This window comes from Pseudonocardia sulfidoxydans NBRC 16205 (assembly GCF_007989085.1).
Lineage (GTDB): Bacteria > Actinomycetota > Actinomycetes > Mycobacteriales > Pseudonocardiaceae > Pseudonocardia > Pseudonocardia sulfidoxydans.
On sequence record NZ_BJVJ01000014.1, the window covers coordinates 66161 to 88187 of the forward strand.

Annotated in this window: 18 protein-coding genes; 6 read left to right on the forward strand and 12 right to left on the reverse strand. The window is 73.9% G+C overall.

Features of this window, described 5'->3' with window-relative positions; genetic code table 11:
- Nucleotides 1-43: 43 nt before the first annotated feature.
- On the forward strand, nucleotides 44-2449 hold the full coding sequence (gene dnaB, locus PSU4_RS09760; protein WP_147105340.1) for a replicative DNA helicase: 2406 nt from the start codon (nucleotides 44-46) through the stop codon (nucleotides 2447-2449).
- 86 nt (nucleotides 2450-2535) lie between these two features.
- Here dnaB and PSU4_RS09765 read toward each other — a convergent pair whose 3' ends face one another.
- From PSU4_RS09765 to PSU4_RS09785, 5 genes are all read right to left on the reverse strand, one after another.
- Nucleotides 2536-2871, reverse strand: a complete 336-nt coding sequence (locus PSU4_RS09765) for a DUF3040 domain-containing protein (RefSeq protein WP_147105232.1) — start codon at nucleotides 2869-2871, stop codon at nucleotides 2536-2538.
- Nucleotides 2872-3049: 178 nt separating this feature from the next.
- On the reverse strand, nucleotides 3050-3829 hold the full coding sequence (gene pcaD, locus PSU4_RS09770) for a 3-oxoadipate enol-lactonase (protein WP_147105235.1): 780 nt from the start codon (nucleotides 3827-3829) through the stop codon (nucleotides 3050-3052).
- Nucleotides 3826-4596, reverse strand: a complete 771-nt coding sequence (locus tag PSU4_RS09775; RefSeq protein WP_246115029.1) for a CoA-transferase — start codon at nucleotides 4594-4596, stop codon at nucleotides 3826-3828. Before PSU4_RS09775 ends, pcaD begins: the two co-directional genes overlap by 4 nt.
- A complete protein-coding gene (locus PSU4_RS09780) occupies nucleotides 4593-5396 on the reverse strand; it encodes a CoA-transferase (protein ID WP_147105242.1) in 804 nt (267 codons plus the stop codon). The genes PSU4_RS09775 and PSU4_RS09780 overlap by 4 nt, the downstream gene beginning before the upstream one ends.
- Before the next feature lie 106 nt (nucleotides 5397-5502).
- Complete coding sequence (locus tag PSU4_RS09785; protein ID WP_147105245.1) at nucleotides 5503-6882, reverse strand: AI-2E family transporter; 1380 nt, start codon at nucleotides 6880-6882, stop codon at nucleotides 5503-5505.
- An 850-nt stretch (nucleotides 6883-7732) separates the two neighbouring features.
- On the opposite strand from PSU4_RS09785, the gene PSU4_RS09790 reads away from it, so the two are divergent.
- Nucleotides 7733-8173, forward strand: a complete 441-nt coding sequence (locus tag PSU4_RS09790; RefSeq protein ID WP_147105249.1) for a hypothetical protein — start codon at nucleotides 7733-7735, stop codon at nucleotides 8171-8173.
- A gap of 173 nt (nucleotides 8174-8346) precedes the next feature.
- On the opposite strand, the gene PSU4_RS09795 is transcribed toward PSU4_RS09790, so the two are convergent.
- The 5 genes from PSU4_RS09795 to PSU4_RS09815 all read right to left on the reverse strand — a co-directional run bounded on the left by PSU4_RS09795 (nucleotide 8347) and on the right by PSU4_RS09815 (nucleotide 13948).
- Nucleotides 8347-9666 carry an amidohydrolase family protein gene (locus PSU4_RS09795; protein WP_147105252.1) on the reverse strand — a complete coding sequence of 440 codons (1320 nt, stop codon included), beginning with the start codon at nucleotides 9664-9666 and terminating at the stop codon, nucleotides 8347-8349.
- The gene (locus PSU4_RS09800; protein WP_147105255.1) at nucleotides 9663-10286 is read right to left on the reverse strand and encodes an NYN domain-containing protein; all 624 of its coding nucleotides are present in this window, start codon (nucleotides 10284-10286) and stop codon (nucleotides 9663-9665) included. The genes PSU4_RS09795 and PSU4_RS09800 overlap by 4 nt, the downstream gene beginning before the upstream one ends.
- A gap of 85 nt (nucleotides 10287-10371) precedes the next feature.
- Nucleotides 10372-11391, reverse strand: coding sequence for an ABC transporter ATP-binding protein (locus PSU4_RS09805; RefSeq protein ID WP_147105343.1), 1020 nt, complete (start codon nucleotides 11389-11391; stop codon nucleotides 10372-10374).
- Nucleotides 11388-12827 (reverse strand): ABC transporter permease, encoded by a 1440-nt coding sequence (locus tag PSU4_RS09810; protein ID WP_246115030.1) that lies wholly within the window; start codon nucleotides 12825-12827, stop codon nucleotides 11388-11390. The genes PSU4_RS09805 and PSU4_RS09810 overlap by 4 nt, the downstream gene beginning before the upstream one ends.
- Before the next feature lie 83 nt (nucleotides 12828-12910).
- A complete protein-coding gene (locus PSU4_RS09815) occupies nucleotides 12911-13948 on the reverse strand; it encodes an iron ABC transporter substrate-binding protein (RefSeq protein WP_147105261.1) in 1038 nt (345 codons plus the stop codon).
- 67 nt (nucleotides 13949-14015) lie between these two features.
- On the opposite strand from PSU4_RS09815, the gene PSU4_RS09820 reads away from it, so the two are divergent.
- From PSU4_RS09820 to paaI, 3 genes are read left to right on the forward strand one after another with little or no spacing between them, the layout of a single operon-like run.
- A complete protein-coding gene (locus tag PSU4_RS09820) occupies nucleotides 14016-14630 on the forward strand; it encodes a response regulator transcription factor (protein ID WP_147105264.1) in 615 nt (204 codons plus the stop codon).
- A 2-nt stretch (nucleotides 14631-14632) separates the two neighbouring features.
- Nucleotides 14633-15973 (forward strand): sensor histidine kinase, encoded by a 1341-nt coding sequence (locus PSU4_RS09825; protein WP_147105267.1) that lies wholly within the window; start codon nucleotides 14633-14635, stop codon nucleotides 15971-15973.
- A 43-nt stretch (nucleotides 15974-16016) separates the two neighbouring features.
- The gene (gene paaI / locus PSU4_RS09830; RefSeq protein WP_147105346.1) at nucleotides 16017-16412 is read left to right on the forward strand and encodes a hydroxyphenylacetyl-CoA thioesterase PaaI; all 396 of its coding nucleotides are present in this window, start codon (nucleotides 16017-16019) and stop codon (nucleotides 16410-16412) included.
- A gap of 10 nt (nucleotides 16413-16422) precedes the next feature.
- On the opposite strand, the gene PSU4_RS09835 is transcribed toward paaI, so the two are convergent.
- Nucleotides 16423-17640 carry a nitric oxide synthase oxygenase gene (locus PSU4_RS09835; RefSeq protein WP_373866039.1) on the reverse strand — a complete coding sequence of 406 codons (1218 nt, stop codon included), beginning with the start codon at nucleotides 17638-17640 and terminating at the stop codon, nucleotides 16423-16425.
- 86 nt (nucleotides 17641-17726) lie between these two features.
- Complete coding sequence (gene trmB / locus PSU4_RS09840) at nucleotides 17727-18479, reverse strand: tRNA (guanosine(46)-N7)-methyltransferase TrmB (RefSeq protein WP_147105270.1); 753 nt, start codon at nucleotides 18477-18479, stop codon at nucleotides 17727-17729.
- A gap of 172 nt (nucleotides 18480-18651) precedes the next feature.
- Here trmB and PSU4_RS09845 point away from each other — a divergent pair, with 172 nt between their 5' ends.
- Nucleotides 18652-20817 (forward strand): DUF2339 domain-containing protein, encoded by a 2166-nt coding sequence (locus tag PSU4_RS09845; RefSeq protein ID WP_186816850.1) that lies wholly within the window; start codon nucleotides 18652-18654, stop codon nucleotides 20815-20817.
- Nucleotides 20818-22027 lie beyond the last annotated feature (1210 nt).

A 22027-nucleotide genomic window follows, 5' to 3' on the forward strand; every position in this document is an offset into this window, starting at 1 on the left:
AACTGGTGTTCGATAGTGTGTCGAGTCGGGGGTGACGCTGCGTATGGCGCTGTCGGACGATCGGCCCATGGGCCGGCCGCGGGCCGTGCGGCCCGACGACGGGACCGCGGGACCGGAGTCACCGTCCCCGTTCGACCGCCAGCCGCCGCAGGACCTCACGGCCGAGCAGTCCGTCCTCGGCGGCATGCTGCTGAGCAAGGACGCGATCGCCGACGTCGTCGAGGTGCTCCGCCCGGACGACTTCTACCGGCCTGCGCACCAGACCGTCTACGACTGCATCCTCGACCTCTACGGCCGCGGCGAACCGGCCGACGCGGTCACCGTCTCGGCCGAGCTGCAGCGCCGCGGTGAGCTCATCCGCCTCGGGGGCGCCCCCTACCTGCACACCCTGATCGCGACGGTGCCCACCGCGGCCAACGCCGCCTACTACGCCGAGATCGTCTCCGAGAAGGCCATCCTGCGCCGCCTCGTCGAGGCCGGCACCCGGATCGTGCAGCTGGGCTACCACGGTGCCGACGGCAGCGACGTCGACGAGGTGGTCGACCGGGCCCAGGCCGCCATCTACGAGGTCACCGAGCGCACCACGAGCGAGGACTACACCCCGCTCGAGGAGCTGCTGCAGCCGACGATGGACGAGATCGACGCCATCGCCTCCCGCGGCGGCGTGGCCCTCGGGGTGCCCACGGGTTTCGCCGATCTCGACGCGCTGACCAACGGCCTGCACCCCGGCCAGATGGTCGTGGTGGCGGCCCGGCCCGGCCTGGGTAAGGCGCTCGCGCTGGACACGCCGCTGCCCACGCCGTCGGGCTGGACGACGATGGGTGAGGTCGCGGTCGGGGACCTGCTGATCGACGCCGACGGTCTGCCCACGCGGGTGGTCGCGGCGACCGAGGTGATGGCCGGGCGGCCGTGCTTCGAGGTCGAGTTCTCCGACGGCACCGTGATCGTCGCCGACGCGCAGCACCAGTGGCTCACCGGGACGAGGGCGGCCCGGCGGGAACGCCGGGTCACCGGCGACGGCGCGGGTGCCGATGTGCGGTCGGTGGTCACCACCGAGCAGATCGCGGCGACGCTGCGCTCCGACGAGCGGGCCGAGCACTCGGTCGACAACTGCGCCCCGTTGCAGCTGCCGGAGAGCGCGTTGCCGGTGGGCCCCTACACGCTCGGGGTGTGGCTCGCGGCGGCCACGAGCGCCGGCTCGGGCTTCATCGTCGACGATCCGGAGCTCGTCGGGCACGTCGAGGCCGACGGCTACGTCGTCGCCCGGATGCCGAAGGGGCGCTTCGGCCTGCAGCTGCCCGACATCGCCGTCGACCTCGGCACCCGGCACGTCCCGGCCGCGTACCTGCGGGCGTCGGAACAGCAGCGCCGGGCGCTGCTGGCGGGGCTCATGGACACCGCGGGCGCGGTGACCGGTGGCGGTGGACTCCGGTTGACGGTCACCAGCCGGCGGCTGGCCGACGGTGTGCGCGAACTCGCGCACGGCCTCGGCTACCGCTGCACGATGACGACGAGACCCGCGCGCGGCCGGTTGATAGACGACTCGACGAGCTTCGTCATCGACGTCGAGACCGCCGACGAGGTCTTCCGGGTGGACCGCAAGCGCGTGGAGCACAAGGAGCGCTCGGCAGGGCACGAGCAGCAGGGCGGTCGGCGCTACATCGTCGACGTCCGCCCCGTCGAGTCCGTGCCGGTCCGCTGCGTGGAGGTCGACAACGCTGCGCACCTGTACCTGGCGGGCCGGTCGATGGTGCCGACGCACAACTCGACGCTGGGTCTGGACTTCGCGCGGTCGTGCTCGGTGCGCCACGGGATGACCAGCGCGGTGTTCTCGCTGGAGATGAGCAAGTCCGAGATCGTCATGCGGCTGTTGTCGGCGGAGGCGCAGATCCGGCTGGCCGACATGCGCGCCGGCCGGATGAGCGACGAGGACTGGACGCGCATGGCGCGGCGGATGAGCGAGATCAGCGAGGCGCCGCTGTTCGTCGACGACTCGCCGAACCTGACGCTGATGGAGATCCGGGCGAAGGCGCGGCGGCTCAAGCAGCGCAACGACCTGAAGCTGATCATCCTCGACTACCTGCAGCTGATGACGTCGGGCCGCAAGGTCGAGTCGCGGCAGCAGGAGGTCTCGGAGTTCTCCCGACAGATCAAGCTGCTGGCCAAGGAGCTCGAGGTCCCGGTGGTGGCGATGAGCCAGCTCAACCGTGGCCCCGAGCAGCGCAACGACAAGCGCCCGATGCTGTCGGATCTGCGCGAGTCGGGAAGTATCGAGCAGGACGCCGACATGGTGATCCTGCTGCACCGCCCCGACGCGTTCGAGCGCGACGATCCGCGCGCGGGCGAGGCCGACCTGATCCTGGCCAAGCACCGTAACGGGCCGCAGGGCACCATCACGGTCGCGCACCAGTTGCACTACAGCCGGTTCGCCGATCTCGCCCACGGCTGACGCGCCACGTTCTGTCGGCCGAGGGCAGCCGAGTACCGGCGGTCGCGCGCACGGCCCCCCGAAAGCCGTGCGCGAGACCGCGCGGGTCAGGTCGTCGCGGGTCCCGCGCGCCGCCCGCTCTGGGTGCCGACGGCGGCGAGGACGAAGGCGAGCAGCGCCGTCACGATGCCGGTGCCGACGACGGGAACCGCTGCGCTGACGCCGCCGAGGACGATCAGCAGCAGGCCGCCGACGAGCAACAGGCACGGGGCGACACCCGCGTCGCGCATGCTGCGCCGGTGCCGCGGGTTGATCGCGACGGCGGAGCGGCTACGGGGGCGGACGTAGGCGAGTTTCTGGAACAGGCGTGCGAGCTGGGGGTCGCTGCCGACCAGGTTGTTCTCGATGTCGGCGAGGACACCGCGTTCGCGTTCGTTGAGCATGGGCGGACTCCGGGGGATGACGGGCGTTGTCGATCCCGGCTCGGCGCTGATCCCGGAATCACCAGTCCCACCAGGGTATGTGATCGAACCGTTATCTACGACCCGACCGTGTCCTACGTCGCTCGCAGGCCGCCCCGATGCGCCCGCCGCAGCCTCCGGACACGTCCGTTCGGCCGCATCAGGCGCCGATGTGCTCCAGGATCAGCCGGGTGGCGTCGTCGGCGCGCTCGATCGTCGCGAGGTGCGCGGCGGGCAGCACCTCGAGCCGGGCACCGGGGATGGCGCCGACGAGGGTGAGCGTGTGCGGCTCGATCGGCGTCGACAGGTCGTGCTCGGCGCCGATGACGAGCGTCGGCGCCGTGACCGAGCCCAGCCGGTCGCGGTGGTCCCAGCCCGCGAGCGCCGCGCAACAGCCGGCGTACCCGACGTCGGACGTCGCGGTGATCATCGCGGCGGCCTCGGCGACGGCGTCGGGGTGCGCGGCGCCCCACTCGGGCGTGAACCAGCGGGACGCGATCGTCTCGGCGATCGACCCCGTCCCGGAGGTGGTGACGGTCGCGCGCCGCTCCGCCCACGGCGTGCTGTCGGGGAAGTGGGACGACGTGCAGCACAGTGTCAGCGTCCGGACCCGGTCCGGGTGCTCGGAGCCGAGGTACTGCGCGACCATCCCGCCGAGCGACAGGCCGCACAGGTGGAAACGGTCGATCCCGAGCGTGTCGAGGGTGGCGAGGACGTCGCCGGCGAGGTCGGCCACCGTGTAGTCGCCGTCGGGTACCGGGGACCCGCCGTGGCCGCGGTGGTCGAGCCGGACCACCCGGTGCCGACGAGCCAGCGTCTCGACGTTGGGCCGCCACATCTCCAGCGTGCTGCCGAGCGAGCCGACCAGGACGAGGACGGCGGCGTCGGCCTCGTCGACCTCGGTCGGCCCGTCGACGACGTGGTGCAGTTGGACGCTCATGGTGACTCCTCGGTGCTCGCGGGGCGCAGTGTGCGCAGCGCCGCGAGCTCGGTGCCGGTGGGTTCGGGCGTGGTGCGGACGTCGGGTGCCACCTGTAGGTCCCAGCCGGTCTCGGCGCGGACCTGTTCGACGTCGATGCCCGGGTGCACGGCGGTGAGCACGAGCTCGGCGGTCTGCGGGTCGGGTTCGAGGACGCCGAGGTCGGTGACGACGCGGACGGGCCCGCGTCCGCGCAGCCCGAGCAGCGCGCGGTCGAGCGGGCCGGTGCCGTGGCCGACGGCGGTCACGAAGTCGACCTGTTCGACGAAGGCCTGCAGCCGGTGTCGCACGACGATCACGGTCTCGCCGGCCCAGGCGGCGATCTCGGCGGCGGCGCCGGGGCCGGGCAGCCGCTCGGTGGGTTCGTCGTACTCGCCGACGACGCTGGAGCCGATGTTGGCGTAGCGGTCGAGCTGGGCGCCGGGGACGTGGCCGACGAAACCGAGGTCGACGCGGCCCGCCTGCAGCCACTCCCCGTACAGCGAACCCAGCGTGACGTGGGTGAGTGCCCGGTCGGCGACGGTGGCGTCGGTGAGCGGGTCGTCGTCGCGGAGGCGGACGTCGACGGCACCGGACTCGTGGACGACGACGGCGGCCGGTGCGTGCAGCCGGCGTGCGAGGTGGGCCGCGGCGGCGGGGATGCCGTGTCCGACCAGGCAGACCTGCCCGTCGCGCACCGCGCGGGCGGCGACGAACGTCATGATCTCCTCGGCGGTCGGCACGCTCACGACGTGCCCGCCATGGCGTCGAGCCATGCGCCGAACCGGCGGCGGTCGGCGCTGATGTCGGCCCAGTCGCGCAGCGCGGCGTCGTCGGGTTCGTAGAAGCCGTGCACACGGGAGGGCGCGGCCCCGCCGGGCGCGGCGACGACGGCGGTGACCACGGCTTTCGGGAGGACGACGGCGCCGGGCGCGGGATCGAGGGCGTCGACGATCTCCTCGACGGTCACGAGGGCGGCCCGGGCGGCGTGGACGGCGTCGCGTTGCAGGCCGACGGGCCCGCGGATCTCGACGTTGCCGTCGCGGTCGGCGCGTTGGGCGTGGACGACGGTGACGTCGGGGACGAGGGCGGCGACGGCGGTGACGGCCGAGCCGGTGAAGGGGCAGCGGATCGACGTGATGGTCGGGGTGTGATGCGGCAGGTCGGTGCCGGTGTCGCGGACGACGCCGAAGGGGACGCGGGCGGCGCCGGCGGCGTAGCGGGCGGCCATGACCGGGTGGGTGTGCTCCTCGATGCGCAAGGGCGCGGGCCAGTCGTGGCCGAGGGCGTCGAGCAGACGTGCGGGTGGACGGCCGTCGGGTCCGGCGGCGTGGGAGAAGACGAGGGTGTCGACGCACCCTGCGCCGACGAGCTGGTCGGTGAGCTGGTCGGAGGAGGCCCGGACGAGCGTCAGCCGTCTGCGGCGAAGCCGGACGAGTTCGTGCGCGGCGGCGTAGGGGACGAGGTGGTCGACGCCTTCGAGTGCGACGGTGGCGCCGTCGTGGACGAGATCGCCCACGGCCGTCGTCAGATCCACGATCTTCGGCACGGCCCGAACGCTAATGGGGTGCAGGGCACCCGGCAATCGAGCGAGATCGCCGGGTGCCCCCGCACTGACGTCCGTCCTATACGTTCGTCTTAGACGAACGTATGAGTCAGGACGAGGGCTTGAACTTCGCCAGGAGCCGGGACGCGACGGACGGGCGGTCCGACGTGTCGCCCGCCGAGGCGACCGGATGGCCGTGCCGCGGGTTCACCGCGTTGACCAGCAGCGGAGACGGCTCCACAGGTGCCCGCAGCGACCGCACGGCCGCCGTGATCACCGCCAGCAGCGGGACCGCCAGGAGCGCACCCGCGATCCCCGAGATGACGACACCCGCCGCCACCGCGAGGACCACCGCGAGCGGGTGCAGCGACACCGCCCGGCCGAGCAGCAGCGGCTGCAGCACGTGCCCCTCCAGCTGCTGCACCGCGATGACGACTCCCAGCACGATCAGCGCCGGGATGATCCCGTTGGCCACCAGCGCGATCAGCACCGCGATCACGCCGGTGACGACCGCACCGACCGTCGGGATGAAGGCGCCCAGGAACACCAGCGCCGCCAGGGGGATGACCAGCGGGACCCCCACGGCCCACAGGCCGATGCCGATGCCGACGGCGTCGACGACCGCGACCAGCACCGTGGCGCGGGTGTATCCGACGAGCGACGCGAACGCCCGACGGCCGGCGACGTCGACCCGCTCGCGACGGGCCCGCGGCGTGGACTTGAGCAGGAAACGCCAGATCCGGGGACCGTCGTAGAGGAAGAAGATCAGCGAGAACAGTGCGAGGGCGAGGCCCGCGGCGATCTCGGTGACGGTCAGCGCGGTGGTCAGGGCCCCGGACGTCAGGGTGTCGACGTTGTTGCGGATGGCCTGCTCGATCTGTCCGGGCAGGTTGTCGAACTGCGAGGTCGGGATGCGCAGCGGCGGGCCGGCGAGGAGCTGCTGGATGGACTGGAAGCTCGCGCTCAGCTGTTTCTGCAGGTCGGCGAAGCCCGCGATGAACGTGTTGATGACGAACGACAGCAGCCCGCCGAGCAGCGCGACGCCGCCGATGAGGACGAGGAAGGTCGCGGGGCCGCGTGGGACCTTGCGGGCGACGAGCCAGTGCACGACCGGGGAGAGCAGGGCCGCGAGCAGGATCGCGATGGCCACGGGGACGACGACGATCCGCAGCTCGATGATCAGGAAGACGAGCAGGCCGAACGCCGCGGCGATGACGAGTACGCGGGCGCACACCTCGGAGGTCACGCGCAGGGGCGTGGGGACGAGGTCGGTGCCTCGCGGGCCGGTCGCGCGGTTCGGGGCCGGCGCTGCGGCCTCCGGCCGGGCGCGTTCGGTGTCGACGGGCGGTGTCCCGGGCGGTGTTCCGGTCGGCTCGCCGTCGGCCGCGGCGGCGTCGTCCGGGGAGCCGTCACCGGTGTCCCGCCCGCCGGTGTCCGGCTGCGGGTTCGCGAGACCGTCGGGTCCGGTCCGCGCCTCGTCGTCACTCATGGCGCGACCGTATCGCCGGGCCGCGCGTGGTGACGGGTCGAGAGTTCCGGGACGCCGTCGCGGGTGTTCGCGCGGGCGCGTGCGGGACGAGAGGGCCGGTCGCGGGAACCGGGTACGGCATCGCCCGCGACGCTGCGCCGGTCGGGACTCCCGGTCGCCGCACCGGAGCAGCGATGTCCACCGGTCGGGGACCCAGAGCCGAATTACACCCGTGTAGTTGACGTCTGTTCGAGATGGCGATGGTCCATTGGTGGCCTCACTGGTAACTATCAGTGAAACCAGACATTCCAGGAACGGGGCAGCGGAGGCGCTCCCGCATCGCGAACCGTAGGCCCCCTGGCGGTGGGAGTGGAGCCGCGACACGCCGGGGTGCAGGACTGAGAACCGGCGCGATCCCGGGCCTGACGTGCACAGTTCCTGTCTGCCGGCGGCCGGTGTCGAACGGGGCGGGCCGGCCCGCGCCGCCGGGTTCCTCCGCTGGTCCGGGTTCTGTCCAGGGGCTCGGCACGCGGGCTGCGCGTGTCGACGCAGCACCCCTCGGTGATCGATGCAGGCGGCGTCGACGCGTCTCGCGAACAGTGTTCGCGGATCTGACGACTGACGTGCGGTGCCGAACTGATCGCCCTCGGCAGCACTGGGTTACTCGACAGGGTGTGATCATCGTGGCTGCGCCACTCTAACGAGCGAAATCGGCCCGAAAGCCTGTAACGGCGGCTCCGCGCCCGTTTCCACGGGCGTGTGTCCCCGTTGTGGGTGGCAGAGTGCGCCGAACGGCCCCACCCGCCGCGTCTGGTCGGACGGACGAGCCATGTGGTGCACATCGCAGGGGAAGTGGACATCGGAGGTGGGCGTGACGGATCAGGTGAGAGGCGTCGGGGCGGTCGTCGCACGGCGCCGGGTGATGCTCGGGGTGGACGACAGCGGTCCGTTCCCGGGACGTCATGCCAGCCGGACCGAGATCGCGGCGGAGACGCCGATCTTCCACTCGCTCACCGCGGGCGGCTGGCGCAGCCGGCAGCAGGAACCCGCCGCCGAGCGCCGGGCCCGCCGCAGCCGCCGCACCCGCGAGGCCGACCCGCTGAGCGAGTTCCGTCGTGACCCGCTGACCGCGCCCATCCCGGCGCAGGCCTACACGGCGAGCGCCCCGTCCGTGCCCCGTTCGGGCCGGCACAGCTCCCACTCGCTGCCCGACGAGCTCAGCGAGCGGCGCGCCGAGCGTCGCCGCCAGGACGGCGGCCGCCACAGCCGCTACGAGGCGGCCATGCGCGCGGGTGTGGCAATGGGCTGGTGAATGTGCCCCTCCGGGACGGCTGATCGGGTAGGGCCGATCTGCCACCGGAGGGGACGGTGATCTGCTGGGGAGCGGGTCGCCTGCACGACGCGGGCCGGGCGCCCGTGCCGACCGGAGGGGAGACCCGGTCGACACGGCCCCGGCCTTCGCGGCGTCCTGCGACGCCGTGGCGGTCAGACCCTGGCGAGCAGCCGCCGGGCCACCGCTCGCGCGTCCGCCAGTGCCGAGGCGGCGTCCACCCGTGTCGGCTCCCCGGCGTCGAGGACCTGCTCGCCCGCCACCCACACGTCACGCACCGCGCGGGCGCCCCCGGCCCACACCAGGTTGGACAGCAGCTGCGCGTCGTCGTCGGGATCGACGAACGCCGGGTCCTGCAGGTCGACGTGCACGAGATCGGCCCACGCGCCGGTCGCCAACCTCCCGATGTCCGTGCGTCCCAGGGCGGCCGCACCGTCGCGCGTCGCCAGCAGCAGCAGGTCGGCGGCCGTCAGCGCCGCCGCGTCGCCCGTACCGAGCCGGGCCAGCAGCCCCGCGAGCCGCGCCTGGTGCCAGAGGTCGAGATCGTCGCCGGACGCGGGGCCGTCGGTACCCAGGCCCACCCGCGCACCGGCCGCCCGCAACGCCGGGACCCGCGCGATCCCCGCCGCGAGCTTGCCGTTGGACCCCGGGCAGTGCGCGACACCGGCGCCGCGGCGGCCGAGCAGGGCGACGTCGTCGTCGGAGAGCTGGACGGAGTGCGCGGCGAGCAACCGGCCCGCGAGCAGCCCCGACGACTCCAGCAGCGCCGGCACCGACCCGAACTCCTCACGGACGTGCGCGTCCTCCTGCGCCGACTCGGCGACATGGATGTGCACGAGCGCATCCCGGTGCGCCGCGTGCTCGGCGATCGAGGACAACGCGGCGGCGGGCAGCGTGTACGCGGCGTGCGGGCCGTAGCCGAGCTCGATCCGCTCGGCCGGACCCGACCGCAGGCCGTGGGCGTCGATCCGCGCCGACACCTCGTCGCGCATCTGCTCCCACGTGCCGAGCCGGTCCCAGCCCGGCGCGGCGATGATCCCCGGGGTCACGACGGCCCGCGCCCCGACCGCCAGCACCGCGTCGACGACGGCGTCGGTGAAGAAGTACATCTCCGTGCTGGTGGTGCAGCCGGTGCGCAGCAGCTCGATCCCGCCCGCGACCATCCCGGCGCGGACGTCGTCACCGTCGAGCAACGCCTCCGCCGGCCACATGACGCCGACGAGCCACTCCATCAACGGCAGGTCGCCACCCATGCCGCGCAGCACCGTCATCGGGGTGTGGCAGTGGGTGTTGACGAGCCCCGGCAGCAGCAGCCCGGGCAGTGCCCGTACCGGTGCGTCGGACGGCGGGGCCTGCGCCCGCGGACCCACCCAGGCGAGGCGCCCGTCGTCGGAGACGTCGACGACGGCGTCGCGCACCACCGAGCACTCCGCGTCGCAGGTCAGCGCGACCGGCGCCGTGAAGCGGACGGTCACCGTCGCGGATCGAGCAGCGACCGCAGCGACCGGAACGGGGGCAGCCAGGCGCCGCCGTCGGGCAGCGTGTCGAGGGTCATGCGCGGCAACGGCTCGCGGAACACGCCGTCGATGTCCTCGAGGTCGACGAACTCGATGACCTCGGACTGCAGCGCGAACGTCGCGTACTCGCGGAAGCCGATGACGGTGACGCCGGCACCTTTGGCGACGAGCTCCTCGAGCGGCTCGCGGAACGCGCGGCCGTCGCCCGACGCGACGACGACGTGCTGCAGCACGCCCTCGTCGGCGCGCAAAGCGATGTGGCGCAGCATGTCCTCGTCGACATCGGAGTCCTCGCTGGTCTTCGGTTTGGCGAAGACGGCGAAACCGACGTTGCGCAGCGCCTCGACCCACGGCCGCACGACCTCTGTGCTGCCCGGGACGACGTTGGTGAAGACGGTGGCCTCGGCGGTCGCCTCCGGGCCCGCGAGGTCGAGCAGCCAGCGGCCGACCGCGTCGAACCGAGGCCGGAAGGTGGAGGTCGGACGCGCACCGAGCAGCGAGCCGAGGCTCATGTCCATGTTCGGCGCGTCCCAGACCAGCAGCACCCGAGGTGGCGGCGACCCGCCGGACTCACTCATGGCCCGACCCTATCCGTGACCGGCGACGACCCGGGGTGTGTGCCCGCCCAACGGACCTCGTGAGTGGCGATAGTCGCTATAGCGACTATCGCCACTCACAGGGTTCGGTGGGCAGGACGTGGACGGTGCCGGTGACCGCCGCCGTCGTCGGATCGCCGGGCCGCGGCGACGGATCGGACGCCGGGACGCGGGCCGTCGCCGCGCTGCCGTCGGGCAGCAGGAGCCGCACGATCCGGGTGTGGCCGTGGAACTCGACCCCCGTGACCTGCGCGGACACCCCGCCCTCCCCCAGCGCGACCTGCTCGGGACGCACCACCGCGGTGACGGCGCCCGTCAGCCCGGTCCCGTGACGGACCTTGCCCAACGGTGTGGACGCGAGCGTTCCGTCGCTCTCCCCCGGGAGCAGGGTCGCGTCGCCGACGAACCGCGCGAGCCACTCCGTCACCGGGGCGGCGTAGAGGCGACCGGGGGCGTCGTCCTGGACGATCCGGCCCTCGTGCAGGACGGCGACGCGGTCGGACACCGACAGCGCTTCGTCCTGGTCGTGGGTGATGAGGACCGCGGCGGTCCCGGCCGTGCGCAGGGTGGCGACGACGTCGGCGCGGACGGTGGCGCGCAGCCCGGCGTCGAGGTTGGCGAAAGGCTCGTCGAGCAGGACGACGGCGGGCTCGGGGGCGAGCGCCCGGGCCAGGGCGACGCGTTGGCGTTGCCCGCCGGAGAGCTCGTGGGGCATCCGGTCGGCGAGCCCGTCCAGACCCAGACGCGCCAGGAGGTCGGCGACACGGCGAGGCCGTTCGGACCGGTGCAGCCCGTACCCGACGTTGCGCGCCACCGTGAGGTGCCCGAAGAGCGCCCCCTCCTGCGGGACGAGCCCGATGCCGCGGTGCTGCGGCGCGACCCGGGTGACGTCGCGTCCGCGCAGCGCGACGCTGCCGGCCGTGGCGGGGTGCAGCCCGGCGACGGCGCGCAGCAACGTCGTCTTCCCGCTGCCGCTCACCCCGAGCACGCTGACTAACTCGCCGCCGCGGACGTCGAGGTCGACCTCGTGCAGGACCGGAGTGCGGTAGCCGGCGGAGAGCCCGCGCACCTGCAGCGCGGCGGTCACCGGCGACCCCGCTCGGACAGGAACCACGCGGGGACGCTCGCGGCGAGGACGAGCAGCAGGGCCGCGGGGGCCGCGGCGCCGTAGGTGCCCAGCGACGTGTGCTGCCACAGGTCCGTCGCCAGGGTGTCGATTCCGATGGGGCGCAACATGAGGGTGGCCGGGAGCTCCTTCATCGTCGTGACCGCCACGAGCAGCCCGCCCGCGGCGATGCCCGGCCAGGCCTGGCGGCCCGTCACCGCGAACCAGGTGCCGAGCGCGGAGCGGCCGAGGGTGCGGGAGACCTCCTCGACCGACGTCGGGACACGCTCCACCGCGGCCCGGGTCGCGCCGATCGCCTTGGGCAGGAACAGGACCGCGTACGCGAACACCAGCACGGGCGCGCTCTGGTAGAGCCCGGGCACCAGCCCGAGCGACAGGAAGACCAGCGACAACCCGACGACGATCCCGGGCAGCCCGTGCCCGAGGTAGGCCGCCGACTCGACGACGCCGACCGCCCGTCCGCGGTACCGGGCGGCGAGCACCCCGACCGGCACGGCGAGCACGACGACGAGGGCGGCCGCGGCGGCGCCGAGCGCGAGGGTGGTGACGGTGCTGCGGGCCAGGTCGGCCCAGTCCGGGGTGGTGCCGGCGCGCACGATGCGACCCGCCAGCACGCCCAGCGGGAGCAGCAACGACAGCGCGGCGACGGCCGCGAGGCCCGTCGCCACCAGCGCTGTCGCCCAGGGACGGAGCGTGACGGGGACGGAGCGCCGGGTGGCGACGACCGCGCGCCCTGCGGAGGTGCGCCGCCGGACCCGACGTTCGGCCAGCACCAGCGCGAGCGCCAGGACCGTCAGCAGCAGGGCGAGGACGGCGGCGGTCACACGATCCAGGGAACCGGTGTAGGACGAGTGGATCGCCCAGGTGAAGGCGGGGAAGCGCAACAGCGCGGGCGCGCCGAAGTCGGACAGCGTGTAGAGCGCGACGAGCAGCGACCCCGCCAGCGCCGCCGGCAGGACCTGCGGCAACGTGACCGTCGTGAACGCGGCGACCGGGCCGCGGCCCAGCGTGCGCGCGACGTCCTCGGGACCGGCGTCGGCGAGCCGCAGCGCCGCCAGCACCGGGATCGTCACGTACGGGGTGCAGGCCAGGACCATCACGCCGACCAGCGGCCAGAACCCGTTGATTCCCGGCCACGCGGCCAGCCACGCGAACGCCGTGATGTACGACGGCATCGCCAGCGGCAGCGACGCCAGCACCCACCACGCCCGGGGCGCGGGCAGCCGCACCCGGGTCGCCGCGACCGCGGTGGCGACGCCCAGCACCAGGCAGCCCAGGCACACCACCACGACCAGCAGCACCGTGTTGGCGGCGAGCTCCCACGTCCGCGCCCGGGTCAGGACGTCGACGACGCGGTCGCCGCCGGCCTGGCCCGCCCGCACGACGAGGTAGACCAACGGGAGAGCGGCGAGCGCGGCAACCGCCGCGCCCGCCGCGAGCAGCGGCCCGGGAGTGCCGGACCGCGAGCGAGACCGGATGCTCAGACCAGGCCTTCCTGGGTGAGCATGGCGACCGTCTCCTGCACCGACGACAGCGTCGCGAGGTCGATGTCCGGGCCGCCGAGGCGCTCCAGCGGCGGCACGGCCTTCGGCGCCCCGGTACCCGCGACCAGCGGGTACTCGGCCGTCTCCGCCGCGAAGTACGTCTGTGCCTGCGGCGACACCAGGAACTTCACGAACTCCGCGGCCTCCGGCGACTGCGCCGCCCCGGTGAGGATGCCCGCGCCCGTCACGTTGACCAGGGCGCTGACCGAACCCGGGTCGCCGAACTTGAGCTGCGCGCGCAGCGTCGTCGGGTCGGTCTCCGACCGGGCCCAGTAGTAGTGGTTGATCAGGCCGAGTCCGGCGGTGCCGGCGTTCACGGCCTCGAGGATCGCGCCGTTGTTGCGGTGGATCTGCACCTCGTTGGCCTTGAGGCCCTTCACCCAGTTGCGGGCGGCTTCCTCACCGGCGCTGACCCGCAGCGCGGTGACGTGGGCCTGGAAGGAGGCGTTGGTCGGTGCGATCGCGACCTTGCCCTTCCACTGCGGCTCGACCAGCTTCGTGATGTCACCGGGGACCTGGTCGGCGGAGTAGGTCTGGCTGTCGTAGGCGACGACGCGGGCGCGCCCGGTCAGCCCGACCCACGACCCGTCCTTCGACGTGTACGCGGCCGGGACGACGGAGGTGACGTCGGCGGGGAGGGTGGTGAGCCGGTTCGCGGCGGCGACCGCACCCAGGGCGCCCGACTCCTGGGAGAGGAAGACCTGCGCCGGGGTGCGGTCGCCCTCCTCGAGCAGCTGCGCGGCCATCTCGGTGGTCGACCCGTACCGGGTCTCGACCGTGATCCCCGACGCCTGCTCGAACTGTTCGATCAGCGGCCCGACCAGCGCTTCCTCACGGCCCGAGTACACGACCAGCGTCCGGTCGCCGGAGGCCGCGGTGGTCGCGGGCGTGGAGGCGCCGCCGCAGGCCGAGAGGGCCAGCGCCGCGGTGAGAGCGCCGGCCAGCAGGCCGAACCGTCGCCGTGGTGAGGACATCGCAGTGACACCTGATCCTTCGCGGATGGTTGAGGGGAAAAGGATTAGGTGAGGCTAAACTTCTGGTATGTCCGAGTCGTCCCCCCAAAATTCGGGGGGACGCACGTCCGTCTTCGTCCTCGACGACCACCGCGTCTTCACCGACATGCTGTCGCTGACCCTCGGGATGCAGCCCGACCTGTGCTGCGTCGCCGTCGCCCACACCCTCGCCGACGCCGCCCGCGTCGCCGCCACCACCGCGTTCGACGTCGCGATCGTCGACCGTCAGCTCCCCGACGGCGACGGACTCACCTTCCTGCCCTGGCTGCGGACGCTGCGCCCGCTCGTCCGCGCCGTCGTCCTCACCGCGCACCCCCGCGCCGACGCCGCCGAACAGGCCTTCGCCGAGGGCGCCGTCGCGTTCCTGCCCAAGGACGGGTCGCTGCACGAGATCCTCGACGCCGTCCGCGGCGGCGCACCCGCCCCCGTCCACCCCCACCTCACCGCGCGCGAGAAACAGGTGCTCGACGCACTCGCCCGCGGCCTCGACGCCCACCGCATCGCCGCCGAACTCGGCATCTCCCTGCACACCACCCGCGACCACATCAAGGTCCTGCTCGGCAAGCTCGACGCCCACACCCAGCTCGAAGCCGTCGTCGTCGCCCACCGGCTCGGCGTCGTCGCGCTCCCCGGCCCCCACTGACCGTGCGCCACGCCGTCCGCCGCGCCCTCGTCCGGCACGCCGTACTCACCGCCGTCGTCACCGCCGTGCTGTCGGGGATCACCGTCGGCGGGCTGTGGCTGTTCGCCAACGGCGAGGCCCACCGCACCGCCCGCGACGTCTCCGGCCGCGTCGCCACCGCCGTCGTCGTCGCCCTCGCCGAACACCACTACGACCCCGTCGACCCCACCTCCCGCGACGACGTCCTCGCCGGCCTCGCCCCCTTCATCGACTCCGGGATGCTCGCCCGGGTCAAGATCTGGCGGGTCGTCGGCGAACAGGTCCAGGTCGTCGTCTCCGACGAACCGCGCATCGAGGGCGAACGCCGCCGCTTCGACGCCGACCTCGCCCGCCGCCTCGACGCCGGCGAGATCGTCGTCCTCGAAGTCCCCGACGACCCCGAACACCGCTACGAACGCGCCGACGGCCGCACCCTGCTGGAGGCGTTCGTCGGCTTCCGCGACGCCTGGGGCGTGCCCATGCGGCTCGAGGTGTACGTGCCCGTCGACACCGCCGCGACCGTCCGCAGCGCGATGGCCGACCTGCTCCCGCTGGTCATCGGCAGCCTGCTCGTCCTGGCCGCCGCCACCGTCCCGATCACCCTGTCGCTGGCGCGTCGCGTCGAACGCGACCAACGCGAACGGCAGGCCGTCCTCCACTACGGCCTCGCCGCCTCCGAACGCGAACGCCGCCGCCTCGCCCAGGTCCTGCACGACGGCGTCGTCCAGGACCTCGCCGGCACCGGCCTGCTCCTCGACGCACTGCTCCTCGACGAGACCGCCGACGGCCGGCGCGAGCTCCTCGGCCGGGCCCACGGACTCGTCGAGCGCGACGTCGGGCTCCTGCGCGGACTGCTCACCGAACTCGCCCCCGGAGGGCTCGGCACCCCCGACGTCCGCACCTCCCTGCACGACCTCGCCACCGAGCACGAGCGGACCGCCGCGGACGTCGCCCTGGAGACGGACGTGCGTCTGACCGACGAGCCCGACGCCCGGATCGTCACCCTCCTGCACCGCATCGGCCGCGAACTGCTGCGCAACGCCGTCCGGCACGGCGCGCCCGGTGTCGTCCGGATCGACGTCGACACCCCTCGCGCGGACCACGTCCGCATGACCGTTACCGACGACGGCTGCGGTTTCGACCCCTCCCTCACCCCCGCCGACGGGCACGTGGGCCTCCGCCTCGTGACGCTCGCCGTCGAGGAGTACGGCGGGACCCTCGTCGTGCGCAGCGCGCCCGGCGCCGGAACCGTCGTCGAGACGACCCTGCCCGTCCGGCTGCCCGCCGCGGTGACCCCGGGGCAGACTGACGCCCGTGGCTCCTGAGAACCCCGACGCCCTCCGCGTCGCCCGCGAGGCGGCGGCCGCGATGGAGTACGCCGACATCGCCGCCCGCGAGGCCGGGGTCCGGCTCGTCGACGTCGGACCCGGCCACGCCACCACCGCGCTCACCGTGACCGACAAGCACCTCAACGGCCACGGCATCTGCCACGGCGGCTACGTCTTCCTGCTCGCCGACGCGGCGTTCGGCTACGCGTGCAACAGCTTCGGCGTGTCGACGGTCGCCGCCGGCGCCGACGTCACCTTCCTGCGCCCCGGCGCCGCCGGAGACGAGCTGGTCGCCGAGGCGCGCCACCTGGGCGGGGCGGGCCGCTCCGGGCTCTACGACGTCACCGTCCGCGCGGGGGACGCCGTCGTCGCCGAGTTCCGCGGGCGCAGCCGCACGGTGCCGGGACTCGCGGCACCGCCCCCGCCACCGGCCTGACGTCCCCGGTTCAGCCGGCGTCCGGGGCCGGGGCCAGGAAAGCCGGCTGCTGCTCCGGGCGCGGGTCGTCGTAATAGCGGTGGAACACGCTGGTCAGACCGCCCGACAGCGGCGGCACGATCCACGTCCAGTCCGCCGGACACGACCGGCCCGCCTTCTCCTCCTTGACCACGTGCGCGAGGAAACGGTCCGACTCCGTGTGGTGGTCGGCCATCGTCACGCCCGCCTCGTCGAACGAGTGCTGCACCGCCAGCGTCAGCTCGACAAGCGCCCGGTCGCGCCACAACGTCCGCACCGAGCTCGTGTCCAGCCCCAGCCGGGCCGCGATCGCGGGCAACAGGTCGTAGCGGTCGGCGTCGGCCAGGTTGCGGGCCCCGATCTCCGTGTTCAGGTACCAGCCGTTGAACGGCGCCGCCGGATACCGCACCCCACCGACCAGCAACGGCATGTTGCTGATCGCCGGCACCGCGTGCCAGCGCAGCCGCAGGTCCGCGAACCACGGATGGTCGGGATGCGACAGCGGCACCTCGAGCACCGCGTCGGCCGGCAGCTCGTGCAACGACGGGCGGCCGTCCGGACCCGAGACCAGCAACGGCAGGACGTCGAACCGGCCGCGCGGCTCCGGCCGGCGCCACCCCAGCTTCTCGACGAGATCCGTGAAGTCGGCCAGCCGCGGATCGCCGCGGACGGTGCCGTCGGGAAGCCTGTGTCCGGCATACCGGATGAGCTGCTCGTTGTGGATGCGCGGACCGGGTCGCTCCGGCACGTCCGGCGCGAACACGGTGATCGACGACCGGATCCGCCCCCCGCGGGTCGCCTCCCGCAGATGGGTGACGCACTCCGCAGCGACGTCGCTCGGTGCCGTGAGGTGACGACGGTCCCGGACCTGCAACGTCTTCCAGTACAGCCGCCCGATGCAGCGCGCCGAGTTGCGCCACGCCACCCGGGCGCCGAACGCCAGCTCCGCCCCCGTGTGCCGGTAGGTGCCCGTCGCCGCGATCTCGTCGAGCACCGCGGCCCGCCGCTGCGGCAGCGGCTCCGCGCCCGCCCCCGCCGCACCCTCCGCGTCGACCAGCTCCAGGAACTCGACCGCCTCGTCCGGATCGACCGGCTGCGGCCCCGGATCGGGCGGGCCCGCGTCGGGCCGGCCGCGACCGGTCATCGGGCAGCGCTGCTCGGGGAGCCCCTCCGACGTCGACGATCCGTAACCGTTGACCACAGCGGTCACGGACAGCCTCCAGGAGATCACTCGATCGATACGGGGAGCGTTCCTGGATCTTTGTACATGGCTACTCTGCGTATGTCACTGTTCCCCTAGTGTGACAACCGTTCGTACATCAGGTCGGAAACCGCCCGTCCCTCCACGACCGCCCGCTGTTCGAACTTCGACACCGGCCGCCATTCGGGGCGCGGCAAGAAGCCGTCCGGCCCCACCCCCGGCGCCCGCCGCAGCGACCGTTCGGCGTCCGCCACATCGCGCATCTGGACGGCGTAGTCGGCCCAGTCGGTCGCCATGTGCAACATCGCCCCAGGCCGCAGCCGCGACGCCGCCAACGCCACGAACTCCGGCTGCACCAACCTGCGCTTGCGGTGCCGCCGCTTCTGCCACGGATCCGGGAAGAAGATGCGGATGCCGTCGAGTGAATCCACCGGGATGCACGAGTCCAGCAGGGCCACCGCGTCACCCCTCAGGAGCAACAGATTCGCCAGGCCGGCGTCCTCGATCCGCAACAACAGCTGCGCCAGCCCCGGCTCGAACACCTCCACCGCGACGTGATCGACCTCCGGCGCCGCCGCCGCCAACGCCGCCGTCGTCTCCCCCATGCCCGACCCGATCTCCAGCACCACCGGCGCCTCACGACCGAACCACGCGGCCGGCGCGAACGGCTCCCGGCCGCCGACGAGATCGTCGACATCCCGGCCCAAGGTGCCCCACAGCCGGTCCCACGCCGACTGCTGGCCCTCCGTCAGCCGATTGCGCTGATGGACGAAACTCGGGATCCGGTCCGTCCGCCGCGCGCCCCCGCCGGCCGTCGCATCCGTCACGGTCTCGGGGCCCACGGTCATCGTCTCCGGAAAGGTCGGTCGGGGTCTGGCCCGCCGATTCTCCCCGACGCCCTCCCCGACCTCCCGAGGCCCGGCCCCCACGTTGTAACCGATCCGTGACCTCCGCAGGGTGCAACTACGCATCCACGACGCGCCGGAGATCGTCATTCTCTGCGACATGTCCGATTCGCAGGTGACAGACGACAGGCTCGCCGCCGTCGCCGCCGAGCTCGGCAGGCTGGGACGGCGGCTCGACGACCTCGGCGGCGAACTGCTGTCCCTACGGGGAACGCCGCCGGAACCGGCACCCGCCGCTCCCGCCGACCCCCCGGCCGCTCCCGGCCCGGCCGTCGCACCCACCCCGGGCGCCGCGCCCGCCGCACAACAGCCTGCGGGTCCGCGGCCACCCGCACCCGGCACCCTCCCCGGCGCCAAGCCGTGGCCCGGCAACCGCCCCCCCGCCGCCGCGCCCGCCGCCCGCTGGCAGCAGTTCCCGCCCCCGGGCACCGGCGCACCCTGGAACCGGCAACAACACCCCTACCCGGCCCCCCGCCCCCCAGCCGCGCCCAAGCAGAACTGGACCGCGTCGCTCTCCGGCGCCCGACTGCTCGCCTGGACCGGCGGCGCCGTCACCCTCCTCGGCGTCGTCATGCTGCTCGTCCTCGCCGCCTCCCGCGGCTGGTTCTCCCCCGGCGCCCGCCTCGTCGCCGGCGCCGCCCTCGGCGTCGTCCTCATCGGCCTCGCCGCCTGGCTGCACCGCAAGGAAACCGCCCGCACCGGCGCCGCCGCCGTCGCCGGAACAGGCGTCGCCGCGCTCTACCTCGTCGTCGGCTCCGCCACCGCCCAATACGGCTTCGTGCCACCCGCCGTCGGGCTCGCCCTCGCCGTCCTCGTCGCCGCAGGCGGCCTCGGCCTCGCCGACGTCTGGCGCCTCCAGGCTCTCGCCATCGGAGCCGTCGTCGGCGCAGCAGTCCTCGCCCCGATCGTCACCCAAGGCTGGGTGCCGCTCCTCGGCGGTCTCATCGTCGTCCTCGAGATCGCCGCCGGCATCGTCGCCCTGCGTCGCAACTGGCCCTGGCTGCTCGTCGTCGGCGCCGGCTGGGCCGTCCTCTACACCGCCCTCGCCGCCGGCGTCGCCCGCTCCACCGCACTCTGGGGCGCCGGCGCCGCCGCCATCGCGACCCTCGTCGTCGGCGTCGCCTTCGCCCTCTACGCGCTGGTCAAGCGCGACATGACGCCCGCGCACGGCGTCCTGGCCTCCGCCGCCCTGCCCACCCTCGTCCTCGCCGGCCGCCTCGGCGGCTGGGGCGGCGCCGCCCTCGCCGCCGGGGCCGCCGTGCTCATGCTCGGCGTCGCGCTCGTCCCCACGTTCGCCCGGCCCACCCGCGTCGTCTCCCTCGCCGCCGGCGCCGTCGCCCTCCTCGTCGCGACGTCCCTGCCCTTCTCCGGCGAGGTCGCGACCGCCGTCATCGTCGGCGAGGCCATCGGCTTCACCGTCGCCGCCGCCGCACTGCGCAGCCGCATCACCCTGATGTTCGCCGCCGGCTTCGCGATCCTCGGCGTGCTCGGCGCCGTCGCCCAACCCCTCCCGCCCACCGTCCTCGCCCTCTTCCCCATGCCCCCCTTCGTCCGCGGCGGCCTCCCGCAGCAGGGCGCCCTCGTCACCGGGCTACTCGTCGCCGTACTGCTCGTCGGCCTCGCCGTCGCGCTGCTCGTCGCCTTCGAACGCACCGGGCTCCTCGGCTCCCGCGACGGCCGCACCGCCCTCTGGGTCATCACCGGGCTGGTCGGGCTCTACGGCCTCACCGGCATCGCCGTCGCCCTCGCCCTCCTGATCTCGCCCGACCGCAACGGGTTCGTCGCCGGACACGCCGTCGTCACCGTCTCCTGGACGGTCCTCGCCCTCGTCCTCCTCGCCCGCGGCATCCGCAACACCCCCCTGCGCATCGCCGGGCTCGTGCTCGTCGCCGCCGCGGTGGCCAAACTGGTCCTCTTCGACCTGGTCTCCCTCGACGGCCTCGCCCGCGTCGGCGCCTTCCTCGGTGCCGGCCTGGTCCTGCTGGCAGCGGGCGTCCGGTACGCCCGCCTCGTCGCCGAGGCGGAGCAGACCGACAACCCCGCCCCCGCCGGCCCGCCCCCGGGACAACCCGTCCCCGCGGGCGCCCCGGGCCAGGCGGCCGGCCACACCCAGCCGACGGCCCCCACGCAGGCCCAGCCGTCGGCGCAGGGTCAGCCGTCGGCGCAGGGTCAGCCGCCCGCGCAGGGTCAGCCGACGCCGCCCGCGCAGGGTCGCCCGCAGCAGGACCAGGGTGGCCGCGACATCTGGGGCCCGCCCCAGGGCCCCGGCAACCCCAGCTGACCCCGGCGTCGCACCCCCGGCAAGGGGTGCGGCGCCGTCGTCGCGGGTTGGGGGCAGCGTCGGGTCGGGGCAGCAGGGAACCGCGGCGCTGACCGGGCGGCCTGATCGCTGCGGGGTCCTCGGGCCTGCATGGTCTGGGCTCACCGCATGGTCTGGGCTCACGGCGCGGTCTGGGCTCGCCGCGCGGTGTCGGGGGCCCGCTGCGGGGCCCTAGGGCCGGAGCGGGGTCCTCGGGCCGGGGCGCCCTCCGGCTGGGCGTGGTCCTCGGGTCGGGGGCGTGCTCCTCGGGGCGGCGCGCAGGGTCGGCGCGCGGGTTGTGGGATCGCCGCGGGGGTTCTGCGTACGGGGTGCACCCTGCATACCTGACGACGACCGGACAACCTGCGCCCCGACCCGATTGCCGACGCGGCGGACCCGCCGCATCCGTTGCAGCGCTGCGGCACCCGGTGGGCTGTCGCGCCGGGTGGGCTGCCGTGCTCGGTGGGCTGTCGCGCCCTCGTGGGCGTCCGCGTCCGGTGGGCTGCATCTCGTGAGCTGCTGCATTCCGTGGGCTGCGGCACCCGTGCAGCGCCGCCGCGCCCTCGTGGGCGTCCGCGTCCGGTGGGTTGCTGTGCCTCGTGGGCCTGCCGCGCCCGGTGTGCCGCCGCGCGCACCCTCGTGCAAGCGCGCGGCGGTGACGGAAGCGTGCGCCCCGTCGACATCCCTGTCGCCGCGCGGCTTTCACGGTTCGCGCGCAGGCTGCAGGTGCGGTGCCGACGCTGCAACCAACGCGGAGACCCAGAAGTCCATGCGGCGCGGCGTGTGGGGGCACCTGCGCTGCAAGCGGCGCAGCGCACGAGGGCTCAGGTCGCCGCCTGGATTTCCCGATCCGGCCGCTGACTGCAGGTGAGCGCCGACCCGAAGATGCGCGGTGGCCCGGGAACTCACGCGGTGACCGGACTGTCTGGCGCCGAACGCGCCCATGCGGGATCGGCGCAGTGCCTGCACAGCGTGGATCGCCGACGCAAGGGTGCAGCGCGTCGACATTCACGCCCTCGCGCGGGTTTCGCGAGCAGACCGCGAGCTGCGAGTGAGGCGCCGACGCAGTTGCGCGAGTGGTGGTCCGGGAACCCACGCGGTCGCCGGCCTGTCTGGCGTCGCGGCGTCGCACCGGTTGCACGTCCGATGCACGTCCTGCGACGAGTGCACTGCAGATGCGTGAGGCGCAACG